Consider the following 24,251-nt stretch of genomic DNA (forward strand, 5'->3'; position numbering starts at 1 on the left):
GTGCCCATCGTCGCCCACGACCCCGGGTTGACGTACGATCGAGGCCCCGACGCCGGGAAGGAGACGACGTCGGATTCGGCTACGAGACGGAACTCGGGGTCGTCGCCGACGCGGACGCGTTCCTTCGTGCGCTCGACGATCGTCTCGACCAGGGCCGGGAGGCGGACCTCTCGCCGCCGGTCTCGTCGTCGCCGGCCTCGTCGTCGCCGGCGGCGGACGGGGCCGAACTCGACGGCGCCGAGCGGGCCGGTGCGGTCAGGTCGGCCGACGAGGAGCGGTTCGCGACGCTCGCCGACGGGCGGGCCCCCGACGACCCGCTCCGGTCCGTCGAAGTCCTCCGGGAGGTCCGGGAGGCGCTCCCGGACGAGACCGTCGTCACGGCGGACGCGGGCGGGTTCCGGCTCTGGACGCTCGTCTCCTTCCCGGCGTCGGGGCCTCGATCGTACGTCAACCCGGGGTCGTGGGCGACGATGGGCACCGGGCTCCCGTCGGCGATCGGCGCGAGGCTCGCCAACCCCGACCGCGACGCCGTCGCGCTCACCGGGGACGGCGGACTCATGATGTGCGTTCACGAGCTACACACGCTCGCCGCCGAGGACCTCGACGTGACGGTGGTCGCGCTCAACAACGACGACTACGCGATCATCAGCGAGGAGGCGTCGCGCTCGTACGACTTTCCCGAAAGCGCCTACGGGTGGGCGGACGCGGGCCTCGACCTGGTCGCCGTCGCGTCCGGGATGGGCGTCCCCGCGGAGCGGGTGACCGACCTCGACGCGGTCGGGGACGCGGTCGACGCGGCCCGGCGCCGCGACGGCCCCGCGCTGGTCGAGGTCGTGACTGACGCGGCGGAGCCGCAGGCGAGCGAGTGGATGACGCGGGACCGCCCCGTCGACGAGGAGCGATAGCCGAAGGGACGCGAACGGCCGCCAGTCCCGTCGATGGTCCCCGTCAGAACGTTTCACGCCTCGCGTTTCGGGTATCTGAAGCGAGACATAAACGGGCGGGGCGGCGACGGTCAGCATGCGCAATCCGTGGGTCCACGACGACGTGCCGGAGGCGGCCGGCTCCGGGTACGGCGGGCGAGTGCGACTGCTCGGGGCGGTCGTCTGGGGGGCGTTCCTGTGCGGCGTCGGCGGGACCGCGCTCCTCGTCGGGACCGGGACGGTCGAACCGGCGCTCGCGGCGTCGCTGCGGTCGGCCGTCACCTACGTTCTCGCCGGGGCGGCGTCGGTGCTCCTGTTGCCCCTCGTCTTGCGGCTTCTCGCCGTCTCGCGGCTGCTCGCTGCGGTCGCCTTCCTCGCCGGCGCGTGGCTGGTCAGGGGGTTCGTCTGGAGCCGCGAGTCCGAGCGTATCCTCGGGACCCTCCCGGGCGAGGGAGGTCTCGGCCCGGGCGCGGAGTCGTTCGGTGGTCTGTTCGAACTGGCGGAGACGCTCTTCGCGCTCCTCTGAACCGCCCGCGCCCCGGACCGCCGGCGATCGCGACCGCGTGAGCCGGAACGTGAGCCTTAACAACATTCGTTGTGAATTCGGCGTATGACTCACGCGAACGACGTCGCCGTCGGCATCGTCGGCCTCGGCGGGATCGGGAAGCACCACGCGACGAAGCTGACGGAGCGCGGCGCGAACCTCGTCGGCGGCATGGACATCGACGCCGACGCCCGGCGGCGGTTCCACGAGGAGTTCGACGTCCACGCGTACGAGAGCGAGACGGACCTGTACGAGGACTGCGACGCCGTCCTGATCACGACGCCGAACCGCTTCCACGAGGAGTACGCCGTCTCGGCGCTGAAGGCCGGCCTCGACGTGCTCTTGGAGAAGCCGCTCGCACACACGGTCGAGAGCGCCGAGCGCATCGCCGCGGCCGCCCGCGACGCCGAGGGGTTCTGCATGGTCGGGTTCAACAACCGGTTCGCGGAGCCCGTCCAGGTGATCAAAGGCTACCAGGACGAGGGGCGGTTCGGCGAGACGACCCACGTCGAGGCGAACTACGTCCGCCGCCGGGGAGTCCCCGGCCGCGGCTCGTGGTTCACGTCGGGCGACGTCGCCGGGGGCGGCGCGCTCATCGACATCGGCGTCCACGCCGTCGACCTGGCGCTGTACTTCCTCGACCACCCGGAGATCGTCGAGGTGTCGGGCGAGACGCGCTCCGAGTTCGGGAGCCGCGACGACTACGCGTTCGTCCACATGTGGGGCGACGACAACGGCGCCGAGGGGTTCGACGTCGAGGACTCGGCGTCGGCGTTCATCCGCGATGCCGACGGCAACACGGTGTCGCTGGAGGTCGCGTGGGCGACGAACCGACCGACGAACGATGAGTTCGTGATCCGCGGGACGGAGGCGGGCGCGACGTTCGACCGCGGCAGCGACGAGCTCACGATCCACGAGGCGCGCTCCTTCGACGGCGACAGCCACCACTTCTCCGACACCGAGGTCGAGACCCGCGAGGGCGACAGCCACGGGGCCGAGCAGGCGGCGTTCCTCGAAGCGGTCGCCGCGGGCGAGGCGCCCGCGATCAACACGATCGACGAGGCGCTCTCCGTCCAGCGCGTCATCGACGCCATCTACCGATCCTCGGAGCGCGGCGAGGCCGTCCGGCTGGACTGAGGCCGGCCCGGTCCCGCCCTCGGCCCGAGTCCCCGCCGTCTCCGGCTCCCGCTATCCGAACCTATTCGGTCCTCCGGTTCCTCCTCGGAAGCAATCCGTGACACGCGACGCCGGCCCGACCCCGCCCTCCGAACGCATCGTCAGCCTCGACGCGCTCAGAGGGTTCGCCCTGCTCGGAATCCTGCTCATCAACGTCTGGGTGTTCGCGATGCCGGAGGCGTCGCTGTTGAACCCCACCGTGTACGCCGATTCCACCGTCTACGGCGACTTCACAGGCGCGAACTACTGGGCGTGGTTCGCCGGCCACGTGTTCGCGCAGTCGAAGCTCATCACGCTGTTCTCGGCGCTGTTCGGCGCCGGGGTCCTGCTGTTCGTCGGGAGCAAAGAGGAGAAGGGACAGGACGCGGTCCGGCTCCACTACCGGCGGACCGCGGTGCTCATCGCGGTCGGACTCGCGCACGCGTACCTGCTGTGGTACGGCGACATCCTCGTCGCCTACGGCTTCACCGGGCTGTTCCTGATCACGGTCCGCGACATGGACGCGAAACGGCTGGCGGCGCTCGGCGGGCTCTTCCTGCTGTTCGTTCCCGTCACGGAGCTGTTCGCCGCGGTCAGCATCGGCGGCGACGCGATCGCGTCTCAGTGGGCGCCGAGCGAGGCCGCCCTGCGCCAGGAGGTGGCGACCTACCGGAGCGGCTGGCTCGAACAGATGGACCACCGCGTCTCCGCCTCCTTCCAGCGACAGACGTCCGGCTTCATCGGGTCCAGCTTCTGGCGCGTCGGCGGCGTGATGCTGCTCGGAATGGCGCTGTACCGCTGGGGCGTGCTCACCGGCGAGCGCTCGGCGCGGTTTTATAAGCGGCTCGTCGCCGGCGGGGTCGTCGGCGTCGCGGTCGTCGTCGCCGGCGTCGCCTACATCGAGGCGAACGACTGGAGCGCGGGCGCGGCGCTGTACTGGCGTCAGTTCAACTACTGGGGGAGCCTCCTCGTCGCCGGGGGGTACGTCGGGCTCGTCATGCTGTACGCGAAGCGGCGGCCCGACGGTCCGGTGACGAGGACCTTCGCCGCGGTCGGCCGGACCGCGTTCACCAACTACCTCCTCCAGACAGTGCTCGCGACCTCGATCTTCTACGGCCACGGCCTCGGCCTGTTCGGCTCCGTGAACCGCGTCGAACAGTACGGGATCGTCCTCGCCATCTGGGTCGTGCAGGTGGTGCTGTCGGTGGCGTGGCTCAACTACTACCGATACGGCCCCGTGGAGTGGGTCTGGCGGACGCTGACGTACGGGGAGCGGCAGCCGCTGAAGAATCCGAACTAATCGAATTTCGCTGGCCGTCTTTTTCTCGGTTCGATCGTAGTCTGTGTATATGTCGTTGCCGTCGTTGGCACGACGAACCCCTCCGACCCTCCGGCGGCTCGCTTATAAATAATCGAACACGCGTCGACGGTGAAGGCAAACAAAGCTCCAGCCGTGAGGCGCGCCCCGCACCGCAACCGCAGCCTCACGCCTCCCCAGCCTCGCCGCTGGCACCCTCCGCTTCGCTTCGGGAGCCAGCGACTCCCTCGCGAGCGCTCTCGCCGGCGGCTACGCCGCCGGCTGTCAGAGGGACCTTCGGTCCCTCGCTCCTCGCGGCCTCCGGCCGCTCAAAAAGCACGCGCCACCGCACGCTTATTAAAATAAGCCGTCAGTCACGACACGTCGACGACTCGGTTCGACAGCGTCCCGACGCCCTCGTAGGTGATCTCGACGCGCTCGCCCGGTTCGACGAGCCCGGGGTTCGCCGGGCTCCCGAAGGCGACGCAGTCGCCGGGCTCGAAGGTGAACCGCTCCGAGAGGTACGAGACGATCTCGTGGGGACCGAACAGCATCAGCTCGGTGTTCGCGTCCTGACGCTGCTCCCCGCCGACCGTCGTCGAGATGTCGAGGCTCGTCGGGTCGACGTCGGTCTCGATCCACGGGCCGAGGGGCGCTGAGCCGTCGAACGCCTTCCGCGCGGTCCGCCCCTGCTGGTCGAGCGCGTCGACGTCGTTCATCACCGTGTAGCCGCGGACGACCTCGGGAACGTCCTCGGGGGCGACATCCCGGCAGCGCTCGTCGATGACGGCGACCAGCTCGCCGGCGTACGTCAGCTCGTCGGTCCACTCGGGGTACGCGATCGACTCGCCGTGCGCGAGCAGGCTCGCCGGCGGTTTGATGAAGAAGTCGGGCTCCTCGGGGCGCTCGTACTCCATCTGATCGAGTGTCTCGACGTAGTTCCGCCCGACGCAGTAGAGCGCGCTCGGGTCGCAGGGCGGGAGGAGCCGCCCGTCGCGACCGACCTCGTAGCGGCCGTCGTCGTCGACGATCGTCCCGTCCTCGTAGCGTCCGGAGACCGGTCCGTCCGGCGTGAGCAGGCGTGCGAGTCGCATGGCGGCACGTCCACGCGGGGGCGTCGAAAAGGCGTCGGTCGCGGTCAGTCGTCGTCGCGGTCGATCGCGGTCAGTCGTCGTCGGTCGCGGTCCCGATCACCACGCCAGACCGGATCTCCAGCGCGGTCTCGTACTCCTCGCGCCGCGTCCGACCCGAGCCCGCCCGCTCGACAGCCGTCTCGTGGGCGCGGGCGACGGCGTCGCGCTCGCGGTCAGTGAGTCCCAGCCGCTCCCCCACGCTCTCCCAGTGGTCGGGCTCCACAAGGAACGTCTCGCGGTCCGGCTCGGTCGCGATGCGCTCGTATCGCCGCCTGTACTCATCGATCCGCGGGCTCAGGTCCGCCTGCACGCGGGCGAGGAGGGAGGGGAGCCGCTCGGCGGGGACGCTGGCGAGCGCCGCCGTCTTGACCAGCGCGGTCCCGTCGATCGGGTAGTCGCCGTTCGGCGACGTCGACCCCGTCCCGGGTGACTCCTCGTCGCCGGCCATCAGCCTCCGGCCCGCATCGCCTTCTGACGGTACTTCGGGAGGAGCTCGGCCAGCGCGTCCGGGTCGCCGACGAACTCGGCGGTCACTTCGGTGAGTCGAATCGCAGCCGCGGCCGTCACCGTCTCGGCGCTGAGCGCGACGCGCCACCCGTCGCCGTCCACGCGGGTCGCCTCGGCCGGGTCGTCCGTGCCCACGAGCGTCCCGCCGAGGTTGACGAGGTAGTGGGCCGCGAGCCGCCGGGAAATCCCGCGGTACGCGACCGTCTCGCGCTCCCAGCCCTCCTCCGCGGGCGGGGGACCGTCGACGGGCTCGGTCCCGCCGCTCGCCTCGCCGTCGGGGGTCATGCGCCGCCCGCGACCGGCGGGAACACCGAGAGCCGGTCGCCGTCCTCCAACGCCGTCTCCAGCCCGTCGAGGTGAAGCACCTCGCGGCCGTTCTTGAGCACGTTGATCTGGGGCGCGAGGCCGCCGTCGACGACCAGGCGACCGTTCATCCCCTCGTACTCCGCTTCTAGCTCCCGCAACACGTCTCCGACGCTCGACCCGTCGGCGAACTCCGCCTCGACGATTTTCCCGCCGGCGGCCTCGCGAAACGTCGCGAAGAACCGCAGTTCCAGTTCCATATGCGCGTAATCGGTCCGGACCGACATAAAACGGTCCCGAGAAGCGGGGAGGAACCACACCGCTCGTGCGATGTGGTACCATAGCTTTAGGTTCCACCGGTCCGTCCGATCACTTGGAAATGTCAAGCAAGGCGTACGATCACGCGGTCGTCGGCGCCGGGTCGGCGGGCTGCGTGGTCGCGCGGCGGCTAGTTGAGCGGGGGAACGACGTGATTTTACTCGAAGCGGGGGCACCCGACGAGAACCACGAGGAGCGGATCAACACACCGGTCCGCTTTCCGGAGCTGTTCAAGTCCGAGGCCGACTGGGAGTACTACACGGAGCCGCAGCCGGAGATGAACGACCGCCGGCTGTACCATCCCCGCGGGAAGACCCTCGGGGGGTCGAGCTCGCTGAACGCGATGATCTACAACCGGGGCGTTCCCTGGGACTACGACAACTGGGCGTCGATGGGGAACGACGGCTGGAGCCACGACGAGATGCTCGACGCGTTCAAACGGAGCGAGGACTTCGTCGGCAGCGGAGACGAGGAGTTTCACGGGACGGGGGGACCACTGACCGTCGACGACCTGTCCGACCCGCACCCGGCCTCGGAGGCGTTCGTAGACGCGGCCGCGGAGTGCGGCATCGAGCGGAACGCCGACATCAACGGGCGACGGCAGACCGGTGCGGGACTGTACCACGTGACGCAGCGGGACGGGAAGCGGTGCAGCAGCGCCGCGGCGTTCATCAAACCGGTACTGGACCGCGCCGGGCTGACCGTCGAGACCCGCGCACACGTCACCGGTATCCGGTTCGACGACGCGACCCGCGCCGAGGGCGTCGACTACCGACGCGACGGCGAGACGCACGAGGTCGACGTCTCGGAGGAGGTGGTGCTCAGCGCGGGGGCGTACGACACGCCGCAGCTACTGATGTGCTCCGGCGTGGGGCCGGCAGAGCACCTCCGCGACCACGACATCGACGTGGTCGCCGACCGACCGGGCGTCGGCCGGAACCTCCAAGACCACCTGTTCAGCTTCGTCGTGTACGATCGGACCGACGACGAGCCGCCGGCGCCGACGTCGAACATCGGGGAGGGCGCCGGGTACACCTACGTCGACGACGACGAGCCGGCGCCGGACCTCCAGTTCCACTTCTGTCCGACGTACTACATGAACCACGGCTTCGACAACCCCGACGGGCTCGGGTTCTCGATCGGCGCGACGCAAGTGCGGCCCGAGAGCCGGGGGCGGGTCGAGCTCGCCTCCGCCGATCCCACCGATGACCCCGTCGTCGATCCGCGGTACCTCTCGGCCGAGCCGGACCTCGAGGTCCTCCGCGAGGGCGTCAAGCGGGCCCGTGAGATCGCTCGGGCCGACGCCCTCGACCCGTATCGCGGCGCGGAGGTCTGGCCGGGCGAGGACGTCGAGACAGACGCGGAGATCGAGGAACACGTGCGCGAGACCGCTCACACGGTGTACCACCCGGTCGGGACGTGTCGGATGGGGAACGATGAGTCGGCGGTCGTCGACGATCGGCTCCGTGTGCACGGCGTGGACGGCGTCCGGGTCGCCGACACGTCGGTGATGCCGACGATTCCGAGCGGCAACACCAACGCGCCCGCGATCGCCGTCGGCGAGCGGGCGGCGTCGCTGCTCGAGGCCTGACCGGCCGGTTCGCCCGGCGGGACCGCGTTCGGAAGGGGACTACAGGTCCGAGAGCCGGATCCCGTCCTCGACGAGCCGGAAATTCCGCTCGCGACCCAGCTCGTCGCCGAGCCACTCGTGTTCGTACAGCTGTCCGATCAGTTCCACGTAGAGGTTCCGCCATGCGATGGCGTAGATCGGGGACTGCCCCCACGCGCGCAGTTCCGGGACGAACTCGTGGTACGCGCTCGCCTGCGTCTCCATTCGCTCGACCGCGTCGGCGACGACCTCGGCCGCCTCCCCGGGCTCGGTCCCCTCGATCTCCTCGTTGATCCGCGACTGAATGCCGGCGATGGCGCGACGCATGTCCTGTTCGGCGGTCTCGTCCTCCTCGGGGAGCGACTCGACGACCCCCCGCGGCACGCCGAGCTCTATCTCTGGCATACCGAATCGTCCGGCGGCGACGCTGAAAAAACCCGCTCACCGATCCGCCGCTCGACGGGGGCCTCCACGAGCCACCGACCGGTGAGCGTCCCGACCCGATCACGCGCGGCCGCCGGGTCGGTCGATACCGACTCGTCTCCCCGCTGCGGCCCGTAGGCGCCGAACCCGGCGTGATTGACCCCGTCGAGCTCGATCACCCGGGCGTCGTCGGGCAGGTTCGACCGGCTCTCGCGCTCGCGGTCCGCGTCGATCACCCCGTCGGCGCCCCCGAGCACCGAGAGGACCCGCAGCCCGCTCTCTGAGACGTCGCTGTCGCAGTAGGCGGCGTGGAGGACGAGCCCGTCGAGGTCGACGGCGTTGGCCGCCGCGTACCGACAGGCCATCGCGCCGCCGAGCGAGTGGCCGCCGACGTACCACGACTCGACCGCCGGGAGCGCCGCCCGCGCGTCGTCGGCCCGGTTCGGTCCGAGCACCGCGAGGTTCAGCGGCACGTCGACGATCACGACGGCGACGTCTCGCCCCGCGACCGTCGCCGCGGCGGTCGGGACGTAACTCTCCGGGTTCACGCGCGCGCCGGGATAGTAGGCGAGTCCGACCGTCTCCGCGGTCACCGGCCCGCTCCGAACGACCGTCAGCCCGTCGAGCCGCTCGACGGTGACGGCCGACGAGGACTCGACCGCGTTCACCGCCGCCTCCTCTGGGCCCGCGCCGACCGCGAAGTAGAGCCCGGCACCGGTCGCGAGAACCGCCGCACCCAGCGCGATCACCGCGACGGCGACGGCGACGGTGCGTCGGGAGGGGAGCCGACCCGTGTCGTCTCCCTCGGGGCTCACGGGGTCGGCGCGGCCTTCTGGAGGGCCGTCTCCGCGATGTTGCCGCCGTAGTCGGCCGACCGGAGCACGGAGTCGACGACGAGGCCGAGCAGCTGCGCGCGGGCCGGGTCCAGGTCGCGGAGGAGTTCGTCGATCGCGCGCACCCGCTCGTCGATCGCCCTGACGCCCGTGCGAGCGTCGTTCGCCAGCCGCGTCGCCTCGTCGCTGTCGTCGGCGAACAGCGCGTCCATCGCGGTGTCGATCACCTCGACCGCGTCGCCGTGGAGGTCGTTGACCGCCTCGACGACCTCGTCGGGGAGCGGCTCGTCGATGCTGAGCGTCAGGTGGCCGATCTTCGTCGCGTGGTCGCCGATCCGCTCCAGCTGGCGGGCGCTGGAGTGGTAGTCGAAACACTCCTCGCGCGGGAGGCCGAGCTCTTCGGCCGCCTTCGGCGTGCGAAGCGTCGCGCGGAAGATCCGGGAGACGACGAGCCAGAGCCGATCGAGGTCGTCGTCGCGGCCGATCACGTCGCGGGCGAGGTCGTGGTCGAGATCGGAGAGCGCGGCGAGCGCGTCCTCCAGCATCGACAGCGATATCAGCCGCATCCGGGTGACGGCGTTGTGGATCGACAGCTCCGAGGAGTCGAGCAGGTCTTGGATGACGACCCGTTCGCGCGTCTCCTCTAACACCTCCAGGCCGACGAGGCTCTGGACCGCCTCGCGGATGGCGGAGCGCTGCTCGGTGGAAATCCCGGCGCCCTCCAGTTCGATCACGTCGAACCCGCTGACGTACATCGTCGTCACCGCCCGGGTGAGCGCCTGCCCCGAGAGGTCGGTGACGTCGAGCGTCCCGCGGGTGCGCTCCTCCTCCGACCGCGGCGTGAGGAACAGCGAGTCCCCGTCGGGGAAGAACTCGATCTCGGTGCCGGCCTCCACGCCGTTTTCCGTCGCCCACGTCTTCGGGATCGAGACCGTGTACGTCGAGCCGCCGGTGACCTGCACCTTCCTCGTTTCCATGTATACAGATCGCACACGATATCCCTTAAGTTTATTCAAAATATATACTCCTACCGCGTCTCGGATAGACGACGCAAGTCGCATCTCAGCGGTCATAATTCGGATGGAAGCCGCGAGCAAGCCCTAACTGTCAGTCATAATATAATAATTATATATCCCTATATATTTCGGGTCGCGGGCCGAGCGGGCCGCTCGGCACGTCGACGTTCGAGGGTGAACACCGGGGTTGAGGTTCCGGGACGCAGAATACTGAGTCATGCCAGTCGCGACTGTCGGCGATACGGCGTCCCACGAGGTACAGGTCACGGACGAGGCGATCGACGCGTTCGCCGAGCTCTCCGGCGACGACAACCCGATCCACCTCGACGACGCCTACGCCGCGGAGTCGATGTTCGGCGGGCGCGTGGCCCACGGGATACTGTCTGCGGCGGCGGTCTCCGCGGCGCTCGTGTCGCTCCCGGGCGACATCGTCTACCTCGAACAGGAGCTGTCGTTCGAAGCGCCAGTGCGCCCGGGCGAAACGGTCAGGGCCGCCGTCGAGGTCGTCGAGGACCTCGGCGGCGACCGACTGCGGGTGCGGACGGAGGCGTTCGTGGACGCGCGCGAGGAGCGCGTCCTCGACGGGGAAGCGACGATACTCTCGGTGGCCCACGAGGACGACTGACCGCGCGGACCGACGCCCCGACGCACAGCGGGCCCGCTACCCGTGCCAGCGGAGCACCGTCGCCGCCCACGTGTACCCGGTGCCCGCGGCGAGGAAGCAGACGAGGTCGCCGTCTGCGAGCCGACCGTCGGCCAGCCCCTCCTCGACGGCGAGCGCCTGATCGACGCTCTGGACGTGGCCGTACTCGTCGAGGTAGTAGCCGTCCCGCTCGGGGTCGAGCCCGAGCTCCTCCAGCACCAGGTCGTGGAAGGACCGCTTCATGTGCGTGAGCGCGACGAAGTCGAGGTCGGTCCGCTCGAACCCCGACCGCGACAGCGCCTCGTCGGCGACGGAGCGGAACGCCGGCAGCGAGACCGGGCCCAGTCGCTCCTTCATCCCGTCGGGGTCGGGGACCTGCAGCGCGTGGAGCCCCTCGCGCACCGTCGCCTCGCTCGGCGGGCGCTTCGACCCGCCAGCGGGCATCACGACGTCGTCGGCGAAGGAGCCGTCCGTCTCGGCCGCGCTCTCGTGGACCGTCGCGCGGGCGCGGTCGCCGGGGTCGGCCTCGACGACGAACGCGCTCGCGCCGCTCCCGAAGTTGAACATGAACGACGCGTCCTCGTCCTCGTAGTCGACGAGGTCCTCCTCCCGGCTCGCCGAGACGAGCAGCGCGGTGTCGGTCTCCTCGACCGTGAGCTGAGCGGCCGCCTGCCGGAGCGCTATCGGGGCGCCGGCACAGAGCGTGTAGCTCTCGGTGGCGTAGGCGTTCTCGGCGCCCAACGCCTCGGCTATCGCGGCCGCGGCCGACCACACCACGTGGTCTTTGAACTCCGAGCCGTGGTAGAGGAGGAGGTCGACCGCGGTCGGGTCGACGTCGGCGTCCGCGAGCGCCTCGCGGGCCGCCTGCTCGGCCATGTCCGTCGCGTGGTCCCCGTCTCGCGGGCAGACGTGCTTCTCGGTCACGCCCATCTTCTCGACGACGACCTCCTCGGGGATCCCGCTGATCGCGGCGATCTCCGCGCCGGTGATCGTGTCTGGCGGCACGTATGTCCCGAGGCCGGTGATTCCGACCGTCATCGGCGGTACCTCCGTATCCGCTCCGGCAGGCGCTTGCCGACGGTCCCCCCGAGCCGGTCGCGCACCGTGCCGAGGATCCCGTTGGGGACGAACAGCACGAAGAGCACGAAAACGATCCCGAGGTACAGCGGCGCTCGTCCGGCCAGAGCGGTGTTGACGAACAGCTCGACGCTGAGCCCGAAGACGTCGGTCTCGAGGACGGTCGCCGGGACCCCTTCACGGATGTAGGTCGCGAGACCGCCGCTCTCGGTCGAGAGCACGTCCTCCAGCCACTGGTGGAACGCCGTGCCGAACAGCGGTCCCGCCAGCGTGCCGAACCCGCCGATGATCGTCGTGATCAGCGCGTCGGCGGTGACGAGGAAGAAGTAGGAGTTGTCCGGCGACACCGACCGGGCGTACGCGGCGAAGATCCCGCCGGCGACCGCCCCGAAGAAGCCGCTGATCGCGAACGCGGCCAGTTTGAACCGGTAGGTCGGATAGCCGACGGCGCGGGCGCGCTCCTCGTTCTCGCGGATGGCGACCATCACCCGCCCGAACGGCGAGTGGAGGATCCGCTGCATCGCGAAGTACGAGGCTAAGACGACGGCGCCCAGCGCGTAGTAGGAGACCACCGTCGCGGAGACGTCGATCCCCAGGCCGAGTAGATTCTCGACGCTGGTGCCGGTGAGCCGTCCGACCCGGAGGCTCAGCGCGTCGACGTACGGGACGCCGATCGCGAGCCCGTCGCCCCCGATCGTCGCCCCCTCTTGGGGGTTCGTGGAGACGTACCCCCACGAGCGGATCAGCTCGTAGATCACCTGCGCGAACCCGAGCGTGATCATCGCGAAGTACACCCCCGTGAGCCGGAACGAGACCGAGCCGATGACCAGCGCCAGCAGCGCCGCGAGCAGCGCGCCGAGCAGCAGCGTGATCATGAACGGCGTCCCGCCCGGGATCCCGGGGATCTGCCCGTTTGCCGCGAGCACGACGAAGTACGCCCCGGTGCCGTAGAACGCGGCGTGGCCGAACGAGAGGTAGCCCGTGTAGCCGCTGACGAAGTCGAAGCTCATCGCGAACAGCCCCATGTACAACACGGCGATCATGAACGTGATCCCCGGGAGGAACGCCGCCGTCTCGGCCGCCAGCGGCGACGACTCCAGCGCGCCGTTGACCGGCGGGTACAGGAAGAAGACGAGGACGACGGCGGCGTGGACCGCGTGGTCCCGGGCGTAGTCGGCGAGGGTCACGGCGCGGTCGACATCGCTGACTTCCGCGTCGTCGTGCCCGGCGTCGGCCCCCGCGTCGTCGGCGGAGGAGTCGGGGTCGCTAATGGCCGCCCACCTCCTCGACGCCGTAGAGGCCCTGCGGCCTGACGATCAGCATGCCGACTAACAGCAAGAAGATCGTCACCTCGGAGAGGCCGGAGAAGGTGACGACGCCGGTCGTGAACAGCCACGTCGTCACCGAGTCCGCGATGCCCACGATCCCCGCGGCGACGACGGTGCCGCGGAAGCTCCCGAGCCCGCCGATGATCACGACGACGAACGCGTACAGGAGCACGTCGATGCTCAGCAGGACGCTCGGCCCCCAGATCGGGTCCCACATCAGCAGGACCCCGCCGACCGCGGCGAGGCCCGTCCCGACGCCGAAGACGACGGTGAACGCCCGGCGGACGTCGATCCCGAGCGCCTGCACCATCTCGGTGTCCTCGCTCCCGGCCCGGATGTATAATCCGTACAGCGTCCGGGTGAGGAACAACCAGACGGCGACGAGGACGACGCCGCCGATCAGCACCTCGAACAGGTAGAGCCGCCGCACTGCGATCCCGAGGAAGTCGGTCCGTCCCAGCAGCACGTCCGGCGCGGTACCCATCGGCGCCTGCCACTGCGGGTCCGGCTGGATGCCCCGCAGCGTCAACACGATCCGCGCGACCTCCTCGATGATCAGCGAGACGCCGAACGTCAGCAGGATCTGGTAGGTCGGCGTGCGGTCGTAGATCGGTCGGATCAGCTTCAGCTCGATGAGACTGCCCGCCGCGGTGGTGACGGCGAAGACGATCGCCATCGCGGCGAAGAAGACGCCGATCGTCGCGAGCGTCCCCGTCCCGGAGCCGACGACCAGAACGAGCACGAGCCCGCCGAGGTACGCGCCGACCATCGTGACGGCGCCGTGGGCGAAGTTGAGCACGCCCATCAGCCCGAACACGAGTGTGAGCCCCACCGCGATGGTGAAGTAGACGGCGGCCTTGCCGAGCCCCTCGACGAGGACGCGGACCGCGGTCCGGAGCCCGTCGGCGGCGCCGCCCGTCGCGAGCAGCGGGGCCGGGTCCGCGACGCCGAGGGAGAGCGCGGTCGCGCTCATGCGGTGAGGTACCTCCGGATGCGCTCGTCCTCGCTCGTGACGCCGTCGGTGTCGCCCTCCTCGACGACGACGCCGTGGTCGACGAGGTAAAACCGGTCGGCCAGGTCCATCGCGAGCCGGAAGTTCTGCTCGACGAGTACCATCGTCGTGTCCGCGGAGGCCGCGCGGAGCGCCTCGACGACGTCGCTCACGATCTGCGGCGCGAGCCCCTCGCTGGGCTCGTCGACGAGCAGCAGGTCGTTGTCGCCGAGCATCCCGCGGGCGATCGCGAGCATCTGCTGTTGGCCGCCGCTGAGGTCGCCGGCCTCCTTGTCGGCGAACCGCTCAAGGGCCGGGAAGAGGTCGTACGCCTCCCCGATCCGGGCGTCCGGGTCGGCGGCGGCGTGGGCGGCGACGCGGAGGTTCTCCGCGACGGTCAGGTGCGCGAACACCCGCCGGTCCTCCGGCACCCACCCCATTCCGCCGCCGGCGATCTCGTGGGGCTCGCGGCCGGTGACGTCCTCGCCTTTGAATCGGACCGTCCCGCGCCGCGGCGGCGTCAGCCCGAGCGCGGTCCGTAGCGTCGTCGTCTTGCCGACCCCGTTGCGACCGACGAGCGCGACGATCTCGTCGTCTTCGACGGTCAGGTCGAGCCCCTGCAGGATGTGGCTCTCGCCGTAGTACGTGTGGACGCCCTCGAACTCCAACACGCTCACCGGCCGCCACCTCCGCGGTTCGGCGTTCGCCCAGACGCTCGGCCCCGTTCGGCCGGCGGGGCTCGCCCTGTCGGCCGGTCGACGCGACGACCGCCGTCGGTCGCCGCCGCGGAGCCGTCACCGTCGGTCCCGCCGCTCTGCTCCTCGCCTGTGGCGTCGCCCTCGCGGCCGTAGCCGCCGAGATACGCCTCCCTGACGGCCGGGTCGTTCCGGACCGACTCGGGCGGGCCGTCGGCGATGAGCTCGCCGCGGTGGAGCACCGCGATGCGGTCGGAGATACCCATCACCACGTCCATGTTGTGTTCGATCAGCATCACGGAGTGGTCGGCGGCGACGTCCTCGATCAGCGCGACCACGTCGTCGACCCCCTCGCTGGAGACCCCGGCGGTCGGCTCGTCGAGCAGGAGCAGGTCCGGGTCGCCGGCGAGCGCGACGCCGACCTCCAGGCTCCGTTTCTCGCCGTGACTGAGGTTCTCCGCGACGGCGTCGGCCGCTCCATCGAGTCCGATCCGGTCGAGGATTTGGTGGGCCTCCTCGTAATGCGCGTCGAACGACCGAACGTTGCGCCAGAGCTTCCAGGCGTCGCCGCCCCGCGCCGCCTGCGCCGCGATCCGGACGTTTTCCAGCACCGTGAGCGTCGGGAAGAGGTTCGTGATCTGGTACGACCGGTGGATCCCGGCCAGCGCCGTCTCGTGAGGCGAGGCGTCCGTTATGTCGCGGGTGCCGACCCCGCCGTCTCCGCCCTCGCCGGCCTGGCCGGCCTGGCCGCCCTCGCCGGCTCCCGCGCCCGGTGCGAACCGGATCGCGCCGTCGGACGGCTCCAACACTCCAGTGAGGAGGTTGAAGAACGTCGTCTTTCCGGCGCCGTTCGGGCCGATGAGCGAGCAGAGCTCGCCGGACTCCAGCGCGAAGTCGACCCCGTCGACCGCCGTGATCCCGCCGAACCGCTTCGTCAGCCCGTCGGTTTCGAGCAGCATCACAGCGAGCAGCTGGCGTCCTCCTCGGGGACCATGACGTCCTCGGCGTCGAGCCGTTCGAGCGGCTCGCCGGGCATGATGGGCGCGTCCCACGTCTCGGCGAACTCGTCGCTCGTGGGGACCGGCCAGGCGACGGTCATCTGGGAGGCGCCCTGGTTGTTGTGGCCCTGGAAGGTGTAGCCGTCGGCGCCCTTCGGCGTGTCGGCGACGGTCATCCCGCGCAGCGCCTCCGCGACGTCGGCGCCGTCCGTCGACCCGGACTCCGTGACGGCCTGCGAGAGGGCGGAGGCGGCGGTGAACGTCCCCGAGCTGAACAGGTCGGGGACGATGTCGTACGCGTCGATGTGCATCTGTCGGAACTCCTCGTTGATCGGGTTCTCGTACTGGTTCCAGTGGTACCGGCTGGTGAACGGACCGAGCCCGGCGTCCTTGATGTCCTGCTCGGTGAAGCCCTCGCCGAGCGCCGACTCGATCGTGCCGCCGATGAGCTGGGTCGTCAGCAGCGCCGCGAACCCGCCGAACACCTGCACGTCGAACGAGATCGCCGAGGTGAGGAACTGCGGCAGCGTCGACGCCGTGAACCCGCCGACGACGCCGGACGCGCCGTTCGAGACGGCCTCCTCGAAGAGCCCGTCGAACTCGGAGTAGCCGACCTCGACGAACCGCGGCTCCAGCACCTCGACGCCCTGACTCTCGAGGACCGCGGTGTAGTTCTCCGCGACGCTCTGTCCGAAGGCGTTGTCGGACGCGAACACCGCGACCGTGTCGATGTCGAAGTTCTCGGCGACGTACGTGCCGCCCGCACGCGCGTCCATCGCGGTGTGCTCGCTCGCGCGGAACGCCAGCGGGTGACAGAACTCTTCGTTCACCGTGATGCCCGCGTCGGCCGCGGGACCGATGAGGTACGGGACCTCGGACTCGTCGACGACGGTGTCGATCAGGCGCCGCGCGCTGTCCGAGGACGTGCCCCCGAAGAGGACGTCGACGTCCTCGTCGAGCACGAGGTTCGTCGCGACGTTCTGTGCGGTGTCGGGGCTGAACTGGGTGTCCTCGACGATGATCTCGTAGGTCGGGCCGTCGTCCGTCTCCAGCGTGTAGGTGCCCGGCGTGAGCTCCTCGATCGGATCGACGTCGTGTTTGTACGCCAGCCCGGAGTAGAACCCCATGAGGCTGATCTGGCCGTAGTACTGGAGGTCACCGGAGGTAGGCTGCAGCGCCCCGATCCGGAGCGTCTCCCCGGAGAGGTCTCCGCCGTCGCCTCCGTCCTCTCCGTCGCCGGATCCCCCGTCTTCGCCGTCGCCGGAGCCGCCGTCGCCGCCGTCGCCGCTCCCGCCGTCGCTCCCGTCGCCGCCGTTTCCGGAGCAGCCGGCGAGTCCTGCGAGTCCGACTCCGCCGACCGCGGCGCCAGTTCGTCGAAGATACGACCGTCGCGTGGTTACGTCTCGCATACGCATACCGACGAGACACACCGGCAAAAGGGGCCGAGTTAAGATGTTAACAAGCGACGCGAAACCGCGAGGGATCAGGCGAAAACGCTCGCTCACGCGGAGAATCAAGGGGCCGGGCGAGTCACGGACTCAGTCGACCGCAGTCGCCCGGCTCAGTTCATGCGGTCGAGCGCCTGCACGACGCTACGGAGCAGTTTCTTCTCGCCGCGGCGCATGTTCTTCGAGACCGCCGCCGTCGACACGTCGAACTCGTCGGCGAGCGTCGAGAGGGTCGCCTCTCGCGGCGACTCGAAGTAGCCGGCGTCCGCCGCCGTCTCGATGGTCTCGCGCTCGACGTCGGTGAGGTCGCGGCAGGCCTCCAACATCGTGGAGGCCGCGTTCGCGTTGCGCATGGTGTCGAACAGCGACTCCATCGACAGCTCCGAGCGGTCCTCGACCACGAACTCGTTGCCCTTCTCCAAGTCGTGTAGCGCCGCCTCCGTGGTCTCGTCGTCGTCGAAGCCGACCTGCCACTGCTCGGAGCCGTCGGCGATCCGGAACGGGCCCGTGATGTAGCCGCCGTGGTCGGTGATCGTCGACATCGCGTTCGTCTCCTCGATGACCGTCCGGATGATCGCGGTGTCGTCCCGCTTCGAGAACAGGCGGTACTCGGCCATGTTCTCGTGGTCGCGGAGCCTCTGCAGGCCCTCGCTCAGCTCGTAGCGGTCGGACGACTCGACGAGCAGTCGGGTCTCCAGCTGTTCGGCCGCCGTGTCGAGCTGCCAATGCATCGCGGAGAACCCGACGTCGTGGTCCGCGGAGGTGTCGATGAACGGGCAGTCGAACTGCTCCATATCCATCGTGACGTCGATCATGGCCTCCCCTTATCTCCCACATATATAACGGTTGTTCCTGTGGGACGCCCGCCACGTCGTGAGACGGCCGAAAACGGCGGGATAGCGCCCGACAGCTCGTTCCCGGCACGCTCGGCTCGGTCGCGTCGGACCGTCACTCCCCGAACCGCTCCTCGATCGCCGCCCGGTCGATCTTCGACGGGCCCGACGTCGGCATCTCCTCGACGAACGCGAGCCCCTTCGGCACCGCATACCGGGCGACGCGGGAGGCGAGGTGCGAGCGCAGGTCGTCGAGCGTCAGCGACTCGTCGCCCACGACCACCGCCTTCCCGACGGTCCCCCACTCCTCGCTCGGAATCCCGATCACGACGGCCTCCTCGATCTCGGGGTGATCCGTGAGCGCGTCCTCGACTCGCGGCGGGTAGACGTTCTCCCCGCCGGAGACGAACATGTTCTTCTTGCGACCCTCGATGTGGTAGTAGCCGTCCGCGTCGACGCGGGCCAGATCGCCCGTCGAGACCCAGTCGCCGAACGTCTCGGCCGTCTCCTCGTCGTCGTTCCAGTAGCGGTCCGCCGCCGCGGGGCCGGCCAATTCAAGCTCGCCGACGGTCCCGTCCGGGACCGGGCCGTCCTCGTCGACCACGCGCGCGTCGACCGCGAGCGCGGGCACGCCGACGCTGGCGGTCTTCTCCGGCGGGAAGCCGTCGGGCATCGCGAAGTTGTTCGGGCCGCACTCCGTGAGCCCGTACCCCTGCGATATTTCCACGCCGCGGTCGCGCCACGCGTCGATGACGCTCTCGCGGCACGGCCCGCCCCCGCTCTTGACGAACCGCAGGGAGGAGAGATCGGTGTCGGCCCACTCGTCGTGGCGCGCCATCATCCGGAGCACCGCGGGGACCGCGACGAGCGTCGTCGCGCGTTCGCGCTCGACGTCGGCGAGGACGCGGCCGGGATCGACCTCGGGGCTCAACAGGATCCGCGCCCCCATCTGGAGGAAGGGGACGGTGAGCACGTTCCACCCGCCGGTGTGGAACATCGGGAACACCATCGGCGTCACGTCGTCCTCGCGGAGCCCCCACGCCGTGATCGTGTTGAACGCGTTCCAGCGGATCGCGCCGTGGCTGATCACCGTCTCCTTCGGCGTGCCCGTCGAACCGCCGGTGTGGAGGAAGAGGTGCGGGTCGGCGAGCGAGACGGCGGCGGTCTCGACCGGCGAACCGTCGTCGGGGAGGTCAGCCCCGAGCGTGCGCCACGCGTTGTCCGCGTCGGTCGCGATCGCGCGCACCGGGGGCTCGACGTCGGCGCGCTCCAAGGCGTCGACCACGTCGCCCTCGAACGGCGTCTCGGCCGCGAGGAGCGCGGGGTCGACGTCGCCGAGGACCGCCGCGAGCTCGCGCTCCGCGAGCCGGTGGGAGAGTGGGGCCAACACCGCCCCGACCTTCGCCGTCGCGAAGAACAGGTCGAGCAGCTCCACGCGATTCCGCGAGACGACGGCCACGCGGTCGCCCTTCCCGACGCCGACCTCGCGGAGGAACCGCGCGGTGCGGTTGGCGCGCTCGTCGAGGTCGGCGTACGTGTACTCCTCGCCCGCGGCCGTGTCCGTGACGGCGACGCGGTCGGGCGAGAGTCGCGCTCGGCGCGCCGACAGCGACCCCACCCACTCGTACGCCCGGTCGCCGTGCGGGTGCGGCCGGGGGTCGTCGGCTCCCTCCCCGCCACTCCGCGGATCGTTCCCGGCCATCTCAGGCGACCCCGTCGAGGAACGACCGGATCCTGTCGTCGACGGCGTCCCGCTCCTCGATGAAGAAAAGGTGGGGCCCGCCCTCGATCCGTTCGACCGTCGCGTGCCGGATGAGTTCGGCCAGACGGTCCGCGTTCTCGACCGGGAGCACCCGGTCGGCGGTGCCGTGGACCACCAGCGTCGGGACCGACAGCTCGCCGAGCCGGTCGGACGCGTCGAACGCGGCGACCGCGGCGGCCTGCGCCTCCCGGCCCGCGGGCGTCGCGTCGCCCGACAGCCGCCAGTCGACGATCCGATCGACGAGCTCCGGCTCGCGCTCGTAGAACCCGTCGCTCACCGCGGGCTCCATCAGGTACCGGATCCGCTCCCGCGGGTCCGCGTCCTCGGGCGCGGAGAAGATGTGATCTTGAACCTCGGGCGGCGTCTCGGCCGCGCCCTCGCCGCCTGGCGAGGTGCAAAGCAGGGTCAGCGAGGCGACCCGCTCGTCGGTCAGCGCGAGCTCCTGCGCGATCATGCCGCCCATCGAGGCGCCGCAGACGTGCACCCGGTCGACGCCGCGGTCGTCGAGCACGGCCCGCGCGTCGGCCGCCATCTCGGCGATCGCGTACGGCCCCTCCGGGACGTCGGAGTCGCCGGTCCCGCGGTTGTCGGGACGGAGCACCTCGTACCCGTCCGCGAGGTCCTCGGTCAGCCACCGCCACATCCAGCGACCGTACCCCAGCCCCTCTAAGAGGAGGACCGTCGCGCCGTCGCTTTTCCCGTCGACGGCGTAATTTATCGCGACGCCGTCGCGTGTCGCTCTCGGCATACCAGTACAGACGGGGTCGCGCCGCATCAACCCGCACGTTAACGTTTCAACCACCCCACCGGTGTCAAGCGGACTCAACGCGCCGACCGCTCTCGACGGCGGGGCGGAATCCGGGGACGAAGCCCCTGTCGAGGCGTCCCACGGTGACGGGAGTTGAGAAGAGTTAAATCGGATGCGGCACAAGCGGAAATCGCGCTCGGTTGGTGTAGTCCGGCCAATCATGTTGGCCTTTCGACGGATGCGGCGCATCGGTGCGCCGGTTCGGAAGTCAGCCGACGACCAGGGTTCAAATCCCTGACCGAGCACTTCTCGCGAAACCGCTCCGGCAGCGACGGGTCCGTTCGGCCACCGCCGCTCCGAAGGGGAAGAATCACCACGCTCGCCGACGAGTCCCCGATATGAGCGACCACCCCGAAGGCGACGACCCGCGCTTCGAGACCCGCGCGATCCACGCGGGACAGGAGCCCGACCCCGAGACCGGCGCGCTGATGACGCCGATCCACGCGAACTCCACGTACGAGCAGGACGGACCGGGCGACCACCGCGGCTACGAGTACAGCCGGACCGGGAACCCGACGCGGACCGACTTGGAGGCGAACCTCGCGTCGCTGGAGTCGGGGAGCCACGCGCGCTGCTTCTCCTCGGGCATGGGCGCGATCAACACCGTCCTGAACCTGCTGTCGGCGGGCGACCACGTCGTCGCCGGCGACGACGTGTACGGCGGCACCCACCGCATCCTCACGCAGGTGTACGACGAGTACGACGTCGACACCACCTTCGTCGACACCACCGACCACGACGCCGTGCGGGACGCGGTACGGGAGGAGACGGAGCTGGTGTGGGTCGAGACGCCGACGAACCCCCTGATGAACGTCAACGACATCGGCGCGCTCGCGGACATCGCCCACGCCAACGACGCGCTCTGTGCGGTCGACAACACGTTCGCGACCCCGTACCTCCAGCGTCCGCTCGAACACGGCGCCGACGTCGTCTGCCAGTCGCTGACGAAGTACCTCGGCGGCCACTCCGACACGATCGGCGGCGCGCTCATCGTCGACGACGAGGGACTCGACGAGCGACTCGGCTTCTACCAGAACTCGGTGGGCGCGACCCCCGGCCCGTTCGACTGCTTCCTCGTGCTCCGCGGGACGAAGACGCTCCCGGTGCGGATGGACCGCCACTGCGAGAACGCCGCGGCGCTCGCGGAGTGGCTCGAGTCCCACGACGACGTGAGCCGCGTCTACTACCCCGGCCTGGAGAGCCACCCGGACCACGAGCTCGCCGCAGAGCAGATGGACGCGTTCGGCGGCATGCTCTCCTTCGAGTTCGACGGGAGCCTCGATCAGGCGTCGACCGTCGTGAGCGAGACCGAGGTGTTCACGCTCGCGGAGTCGCTCGGCGGGGTCGAGAGCCTCATCGAGCAGCCGGCCGCGATGACCCACGCCGCGATCCCGCGCGAGGAGCGTCTCGCGGCGGGGCTCACGGACGGACTCATCCGCGTCTCCGTCGGCCTCGAACACGTCGACGACATGAAGGCGGACCTGCAGGCCGCGTTCGACGCGGCCCTAGAGTAACCGAACTCCGCCGCGGCCGCGCCCCACAACGGCCTCGCCCCGCACCGGCCACCTTCCGGACCGGCCACCTTCCGGACCGGCCGCCTTCCGGACCGGCCGCCGCGCGCCCCGAATCCGGCACCCTTCGCCGCACGGGCACCCTTTATAAGGGTTGCGCCGAGTGGCGTCGCCATGAGCGATCCAGACGTCCTCGTGCTGCGACAGACGATCCACGGATCGGACGCGTCGGACCTCGTCGCGTCGCTCCGCGAGCGACTCCCCGACCGCGAGATCGCGCTGGCCCGGACGCCGGCAGAGGAGCGCGAGCTGATCTCGACCGCCCGCGCCGCGGTGGGGCTCCACATCGACGAGGAGCTGTTGGCGGCCGCCGAGGAGCTCGAACTGTTCGCCTGCGTGTTCGCCGGGACCGGGCACCTCCCGCGCGAGGCGCTCGCGGACCGCGGCGTCGCCGTGACGAACGCCTCCGGCGTCCACGGCCCGAACATCGCCGAGTACGTCGTCGGGTCGATGATCACGCACGCCCGCCGGTGGCCGCGCGCGCACCGCCAGCAGGCGGACCGCGAGTGGCGCACCTACGAGACGACCGAGGTGTACGGCTCGACGGTCGCCGTCGTCGGGCTCGGCGCCATCGGGCAGACGGTCCTCGAACGGCTGGCGTCGTTCGACGTCGAGGCGGTCGGCGTCCGGTACTCGCCCGAGAAGGGCGGCCCGGCCGACGCGGTGTACGGCTTCGACGAGTTCCACGAGGCGATCGCCGACGCCGAGTACGTGGTGCTCGCGTGCCCGCTCACCGAGACGACGCGGGGGATCGTCGACGCGGAGGCGCTCAAAACGATGCGCTCCGACGCCGTCCTTATAAACGTAGCGCGCGGGCCGATCGTCGACACCGACGCCTTGGTCTCCTCGCTCAGGAACAGCCGGATTAGAGGGGCCGCCCTCGACGTGACCGACCCCGAACCCCTCCCGGAGGACCACCCGCTGTGGGGGCTCGGGAACGCCACGATCACCCCGCACAACGCCGGCCACACGCCGCACTACTACGACCGCGTCGCCGACATCCTCGCCGGCAACCTCACCCGGCTCGATGACGGCGAGGAGCTTGAGAATCGGGTAGTATAAGATACTCGGACGGCGGACCGCGGCGTCGACATCGGGGACCGCGGCGTCGACATCGGGGACCGCGGCGCCGGTCTACTCGTCGACGGCGACCTGCTCGATCTCGACCGTGTCGCGGGGCTCGTCGCGTCGGTCTGTCGGGACGGCGCCGATCTCTTCGACGACGTCCATCCCGTCGATGACCTGGCCGAAGACGGCGTGCTTGCCGTCGAGGTGCGGGGTCGCGTCAAGCGTGATGAAGAACTGCGAGCCGTTCGTGTTCGGGCCGGAGTTCGCCATCGAGAGGATCCCCGGACCGTCGTGGGTGAGGTCGTCGTGGAACTCGTCGTCGAACTGGTAGCCGGGGCCGCCGCGGCCGTTCTCCTGCGGGTCGCCGCCCTGGATCATGAAGTCCTCGATGACGCGGTGGAAGACGTTCCCCTCGTACAGCGAGTCGCCGCGGACCTCGCCGCTCTCGGGGTCTTCCCACGTGTTGGTGTCGCGCGCGGGGTCGGCGTCCGCGGCGGGGTCGTGACGCGCCAGTCCGAGGAAGTTCTCGACCGTCTTCGGGGCGCGGTCGGCGAACAGCTCGACGACGACGTCGCCGTGGTTCGTCTGGAGCGTCACCTGCGGGTTGTCGGGGTTGGAAACCTCTCGTGCCATGTCGCCGTGAAGGGACGCGCGTCGGAAAACCCTACCCATCCCCGCCGCCGCGTCCCCGACCGCGAACACCGCGTTTATAAACGGACGTCGCCGACGCGTCGACATGGGTTCGACCACCGTCCTGACCGCCGCCGCGCTTCTCGTCGGGGTGACGGTCGGCGCGCTGTTCGCGTTCCTCCGCGTCCCGATCCCCGCCCCGCCGGAGTTACCGGGCGTGATGGCGATCGTCGGGATCTATCTCGGCTTCAAACTCGTCGGCTACGTCGGTGTGGGCTTCGACCTGCTCGACGCGCTCGGGCTGTAACGGTCCGCCCTCACCCGTCGCCTCGGCCGCC

General features: G+C 70.1%; 26 protein-coding genes and 1 tRNA gene. 10 read left to right on the top strand and 17 right to left on the bottom strand.

All coding sequences use genetic code 11. The features are described 5' to 3' along the window. From DJ75_RS08885 to DJ75_RS08900, 4 genes are all read left to right on the top strand, one after another. Positions 1-905 (top strand): thiamine pyrophosphate-dependent enzyme (locus DJ75_RS08885; protein WP_254921919.1); only part of this gene is annotated, 905 nt, incomplete at its 5' end. Between the two features lie 115 nt (positions 906-1,020). After that, positions 1,021-1,449 carry a hypothetical protein gene (locus DJ75_RS08890; protein ID WP_094524134.1) on the top strand — a complete coding sequence of 143 codons (429 nt, stop codon included), beginning with the start codon at positions 1,021-1,023 and terminating at the stop codon, positions 1,447-1,449. A gap of 84 nt (positions 1,450-1,533) precedes the next feature. Next, positions 1,534-2,604, top strand: coding sequence for a Gfo/Idh/MocA family protein (locus tag DJ75_RS08895; RefSeq protein WP_094524135.1), 1,071 nt, complete (start codon positions 1,534-1,536; stop codon positions 2,602-2,604). 97 nt (positions 2,605-2,701) lie between these two features. Continuing rightward, positions 2,702-3,922 carry a DUF418 domain-containing protein gene (locus DJ75_RS08900; RefSeq protein WP_094524136.1) on the top strand — a complete coding sequence of 407 codons (1,221 nt, stop codon included), beginning with the start codon at positions 2,702-2,704 and terminating at the stop codon, positions 3,920-3,922. 371 nt (positions 3,923-4,293) lie between these two features. On the opposite strand, the gene DJ75_RS08905 is transcribed toward DJ75_RS08900, so the two are convergent. The 4 genes from DJ75_RS08905 to DJ75_RS08920 form a co-directional block, all read right to left on the bottom strand. Continuing rightward, on the bottom strand, positions 4,294-5,013 hold the full coding sequence (locus DJ75_RS08905) for a fumarylacetoacetate hydrolase family protein (RefSeq protein WP_094524137.1): 720 nt from the start codon (positions 5,011-5,013) through the stop codon (positions 4,294-4,296). A gap of 70 nt (positions 5,014-5,083) precedes the next feature. Then, entirely contained in the window at positions 5,084-5,500 is a 417-nt protein-coding gene (locus tag DJ75_RS08910; protein WP_094524138.1) for a hypothetical protein, read from the bottom strand. Next, on the bottom strand, positions 5,500-5,844 hold the full coding sequence (locus DJ75_RS08915) for a hypothetical protein (RefSeq protein WP_094524139.1): 345 nt from the start codon (positions 5,842-5,844) through the stop codon (positions 5,500-5,502). The genes DJ75_RS08910 and DJ75_RS08915 overlap by 1 nt, the downstream gene beginning before the upstream one ends. Beyond that, positions 5,841-6,122, bottom strand: coding sequence for a ubiquitin-like small modifier protein 1 (locus tag DJ75_RS08920; protein WP_094524140.1), 282 nt, complete (start codon positions 6,120-6,122; stop codon positions 5,841-5,843). The genes DJ75_RS08915 and DJ75_RS08920 overlap by 4 nt, the downstream gene beginning before the upstream one ends. A 119-nt stretch (positions 6,123-6,241) precedes the next feature. On the opposite strand from DJ75_RS08920, the gene DJ75_RS08925 reads away from it, so the two are divergent. Beyond that, complete coding sequence (locus tag DJ75_RS08925) at positions 6,242-7,771, top strand: GMC family oxidoreductase (protein ID WP_094524141.1); 1,530 nt, start codon at positions 6,242-6,244, stop codon at positions 7,769-7,771. A 39-nt stretch (positions 7,772-7,810) separates the two neighbouring features. On the opposite strand, the gene DJ75_RS08930 is transcribed toward DJ75_RS08925, so the two are convergent. From DJ75_RS08930 to DJ75_RS08940, 3 genes are read right to left on the bottom strand one after another with little or no spacing between them, the layout of a single operon-like run. Then, on the bottom strand, positions 7,811-8,194 hold the full coding sequence (locus DJ75_RS08930) for a hypothetical protein (protein ID WP_094524142.1): 384 nt from the start codon (positions 8,192-8,194) through the stop codon (positions 7,811-7,813). Continuing rightward, a complete protein-coding gene (locus tag DJ75_RS08935) occupies positions 8,182-9,027 on the bottom strand; it encodes an alpha/beta hydrolase (protein WP_217900379.1) in 846 nt (281 codons plus the stop codon). The genes DJ75_RS08930 and DJ75_RS08935 overlap by 13 nt, the downstream gene beginning before the upstream one ends. Then, a complete protein-coding gene (locus DJ75_RS08940; protein ID WP_094524143.1) occupies positions 9,024-10,022 on the bottom strand; it encodes a phosphate uptake regulator PhoU in 999 nt (332 codons plus the stop codon). The genes DJ75_RS08935 and DJ75_RS08940 overlap by 4 nt, the downstream gene beginning before the upstream one ends. A gap of 256 nt (positions 10,023-10,278) precedes the next feature. On the opposite strand from DJ75_RS08940, the gene DJ75_RS08945 reads away from it, so the two are divergent. After that, positions 10,279-10,686, top strand: a complete 408-nt coding sequence (locus tag DJ75_RS08945) for a MaoC/PaaZ C-terminal domain-containing protein (protein ID WP_094524144.1) — start codon at positions 10,279-10,281, stop codon at positions 10,684-10,686. A gap of 36 nt (positions 10,687-10,722) precedes the next feature. Here DJ75_RS08945 and DJ75_RS08950 read toward each other — a convergent pair whose 3' ends face one another. From DJ75_RS08950 to DJ75_RS08990, 9 genes are all read right to left on the bottom strand, one after another. Continuing rightward, complete coding sequence (locus DJ75_RS08950) at positions 10,723-11,742, bottom strand: 3-oxoacyl-ACP synthase (protein WP_094524145.1); 1,020 nt, start codon at positions 11,740-11,742, stop codon at positions 10,723-10,725. Then, a complete protein-coding gene (locus DJ75_RS08955) occupies positions 11,739-12,968 on the bottom strand; it encodes a branched-chain amino acid ABC transporter permease (RefSeq protein WP_094524146.1) in 1,230 nt (409 codons plus the stop codon). The genes DJ75_RS08950 and DJ75_RS08955 overlap by 4 nt, the downstream gene beginning before the upstream one ends. 79 nt (positions 12,969-13,047) lie before the next feature. After that, positions 13,048-14,082: a branched-chain amino acid ABC transporter permease gene (locus DJ75_RS08960; RefSeq protein WP_094524147.1), complete on the bottom strand. Its 1,035-nt coding sequence runs from the start codon at positions 14,080-14,082 to the stop codon at positions 13,048-13,050. Beyond that, the gene (locus DJ75_RS08965; protein WP_094524148.1) at positions 14,079-14,777 is read right to left on the bottom strand and encodes an ABC transporter ATP-binding protein; all 699 of its coding nucleotides are present in this window, start codon (positions 14,775-14,777) and stop codon (positions 14,079-14,081) included. Before DJ75_RS08965 ends, DJ75_RS08960 begins: the two co-directional genes overlap by 4 nt. After that, on the bottom strand, positions 14,774-15,754 hold the full coding sequence (locus DJ75_RS08970; protein ID WP_094524149.1) for an ABC transporter ATP-binding protein: 981 nt from the start codon (positions 15,752-15,754) through the stop codon (positions 14,774-14,776). The genes DJ75_RS08965 and DJ75_RS08970 overlap by 4 nt, the downstream gene beginning before the upstream one ends. Continuing rightward, positions 15,754-17,202: an ABC transporter substrate-binding protein gene (locus DJ75_RS08975; RefSeq protein ID WP_094524150.1), complete on the bottom strand. Its 1,449-nt coding sequence runs from the start codon at positions 17,200-17,202 to the stop codon at positions 15,754-15,756. Before DJ75_RS08975 ends, DJ75_RS08970 begins: the two co-directional genes overlap by 1 nt. A 152-nt stretch (positions 17,203-17,354) precedes the next feature. Beyond that, positions 17,355-18,056, bottom strand: coding sequence for a helix-turn-helix domain-containing protein (locus DJ75_RS08980; protein WP_094524151.1), 702 nt, complete (start codon positions 18,054-18,056; stop codon positions 17,355-17,357). A gap of 133 nt (positions 18,057-18,189) precedes the next feature. Further along, positions 18,190-19,776, bottom strand: coding sequence for an AMP-binding protein (locus tag DJ75_RS08985; protein ID WP_094524152.1), 1,587 nt, complete (start codon positions 19,774-19,776; stop codon positions 18,190-18,192). 1 nt (position 19,777) lies between these two features. Beyond that, positions 19,778-20,584, bottom strand: a complete 807-nt coding sequence (locus DJ75_RS08990) for an alpha/beta fold hydrolase (protein WP_094524153.1) — start codon at positions 20,582-20,584, stop codon at positions 19,778-19,780. Positions 20,585-20,778: 194 nt separating this feature from the next. Between DJ75_RS08990 and DJ75_RS08995 the strand changes: the two genes are divergently transcribed. The 3 genes from DJ75_RS08995 (at position 20,779) to DJ75_RS09005 (ending at position 23,277) form a co-directional block, all read left to right on the top strand. Beyond that, positions 20,779-20,889, top strand: a tRNA-Glu gene (locus tag DJ75_RS08995). Positions 20,890-20,982: 93 nt separating this feature from the next. Next, on the top strand, positions 20,983-22,158 hold the full coding sequence (locus tag DJ75_RS09000; RefSeq protein ID WP_094524154.1) for a cystathionine gamma-synthase: 1,176 nt from the start codon (positions 20,983-20,985) through the stop codon (positions 22,156-22,158). 171 nt (positions 22,159-22,329) lie between these two features. Then, on the top strand, positions 22,330-23,277 hold the full coding sequence (locus DJ75_RS09005) for a D-2-hydroxyacid dehydrogenase (RefSeq protein WP_094524155.1): 948 nt from the start codon (positions 22,330-22,332) through the stop codon (positions 23,275-23,277). 72 nt (positions 23,278-23,349) lie between these two features. Here DJ75_RS09005 and DJ75_RS09010 read toward each other — a convergent pair whose 3' ends face one another. Continuing rightward, entirely contained in the window at positions 23,350-23,916 is a 567-nt protein-coding gene (locus DJ75_RS09010; protein WP_094524156.1) for a peptidylprolyl isomerase, read from the bottom strand. Between the two features lie 103 nt (positions 23,917-24,019). On the opposite strand from DJ75_RS09010, the gene DJ75_RS09015 reads away from it, so the two are divergent. After that, on the top strand, positions 24,020-24,220 hold the full coding sequence (locus DJ75_RS09015) for a XapX domain-containing protein (RefSeq protein WP_094524157.1): 201 nt from the start codon (positions 24,020-24,022) through the stop codon (positions 24,218-24,220). Positions 24,221-24,251 lie beyond the last annotated feature (31 nt).

The organism is Halorubrum sp. Eb13, from assembly GCF_002252895.1.
Taxonomy (GTDB): Archaea; Halobacteriota; Halobacteria; order Halobacteriales; family Haloferacaceae; genus Halorubrum.

Excerpts from the sequence above, each read along its gene's own strand:
- DJ75_RS08985 (WP_094524152.1), bottom strand. The coding sequence starts at position 19,776 with ATGGCCGGGAACGATCCGCGGAGTGGCGGGGAGGGAGCCGACGACCCC.
- DJ75_RS08950 (WP_094524145.1), bottom strand. The coding sequence starts at position 11,742 with ATGACGGTCGGAATCACCGGCCTCGGGACATACGTGCCGCCAGACACG.
- DJ75_RS08960 (WP_094524147.1), bottom strand. The coding sequence starts at position 14,082 with ATGAGCGCGACCGCGCTCTCCCTCGGCGTCGCGGACCCGGCCCCGCTG.
- DJ75_RS08970 (WP_094524149.1), bottom strand. The coding sequence starts at position 15,754 with ATGCTGCTCGAAACCGACGGGCTGACGAAGCGGTTCGGCGGGATCACG.
- DJ75_RS08905 (WP_094524137.1), bottom strand. The coding sequence starts at position 5,013 with ATGCGACTCGCACGCCTGCTCACGCCGGACGGACCGGTCTCCGGACGC.
- DJ75_RS08925 (WP_094524141.1), top strand. The coding sequence starts at position 6,242 with ATGTCAAGCAAGGCGTACGATCACGCGGTCGTCGGCGCCGGGTCGGCG.
- DJ75_RS09000 (WP_094524154.1), top strand. The coding sequence starts at position 20,983 with ATGAGCGACCACCCCGAAGGCGACGACCCGCGCTTCGAGACCCGCGCG.
- DJ75_RS08980 (WP_094524151.1), bottom strand. The coding sequence starts at position 18,056 with ATGATCGACGTCACGATGGATATGGAGCAGTTCGACTGCCCGTTCATC.
- DJ75_RS08930 (WP_094524142.1), bottom strand. The coding sequence starts at position 8,194 with ATGCCAGAGATAGAGCTCGGCGTGCCGCGGGGGGTCGTCGAGTCGCTC.
- DJ75_RS08945 (WP_094524144.1), top strand. The coding sequence starts at position 10,279 with ATGCCAGTCGCGACTGTCGGCGATACGGCGTCCCACGAGGTACAGGTC.
- DJ75_RS09010 (WP_094524156.1), bottom strand. The coding sequence starts at position 23,916 with ATGGCACGAGAGGTTTCCAACCCCGACAACCCGCAGGTGACGCTCCAG.
- DJ75_RS09015 (WP_094524157.1), top strand. The coding sequence starts at position 24,020 with ATGGGTTCGACCACCGTCCTGACCGCCGCCGCGCTTCTCGTCGGGGTG.
- DJ75_RS08940 (WP_094524143.1), bottom strand. The coding sequence starts at position 10,022 with ATGGAAACGAGGAAGGTGCAGGTCACCGGCGGCTCGACGTACACGGTC.
- DJ75_RS08910 (WP_094524138.1), bottom strand. The coding sequence starts at position 5,500 with ATGGCCGGCGACGAGGAGTCACCCGGGACGGGGTCGACGTCGCCGAAC.
- DJ75_RS08915 (WP_094524139.1), bottom strand. The coding sequence starts at position 5,844 with ATGACCCCCGACGGCGAGGCGAGCGGCGGGACCGAGCCCGTCGACGGT.
- DJ75_RS08895 (WP_094524135.1), top strand. The coding sequence starts at position 1,534 with ATGACTCACGCGAACGACGTCGCCGTCGGCATCGTCGGCCTCGGCGGG.
- DJ75_RS08920 (WP_094524140.1), bottom strand. The coding sequence starts at position 6,122 with ATGGAACTGGAACTGCGGTTCTTCGCGACGTTTCGCGAGGCCGCCGGC.
- DJ75_RS08890 (WP_094524134.1), top strand. The coding sequence starts at position 1,021 with ATGCGCAATCCGTGGGTCCACGACGACGTGCCGGAGGCGGCCGGCTCC.
- DJ75_RS08990 (WP_094524153.1), bottom strand. The coding sequence starts at position 20,584 with ATGCCGAGAGCGACACGCGACGGCGTCGCGATAAATTACGCCGTCGAC.
- DJ75_RS09005 (WP_094524155.1), top strand. The coding sequence starts at position 22,330 with ATGAGCGATCCAGACGTCCTCGTGCTGCGACAGACGATCCACGGATCG.
- DJ75_RS08975 (WP_094524150.1), bottom strand. The coding sequence starts at position 17,202 with ATGCGAGACGTAACCACGCGACGGTCGTATCTTCGACGAACTGGCGCC.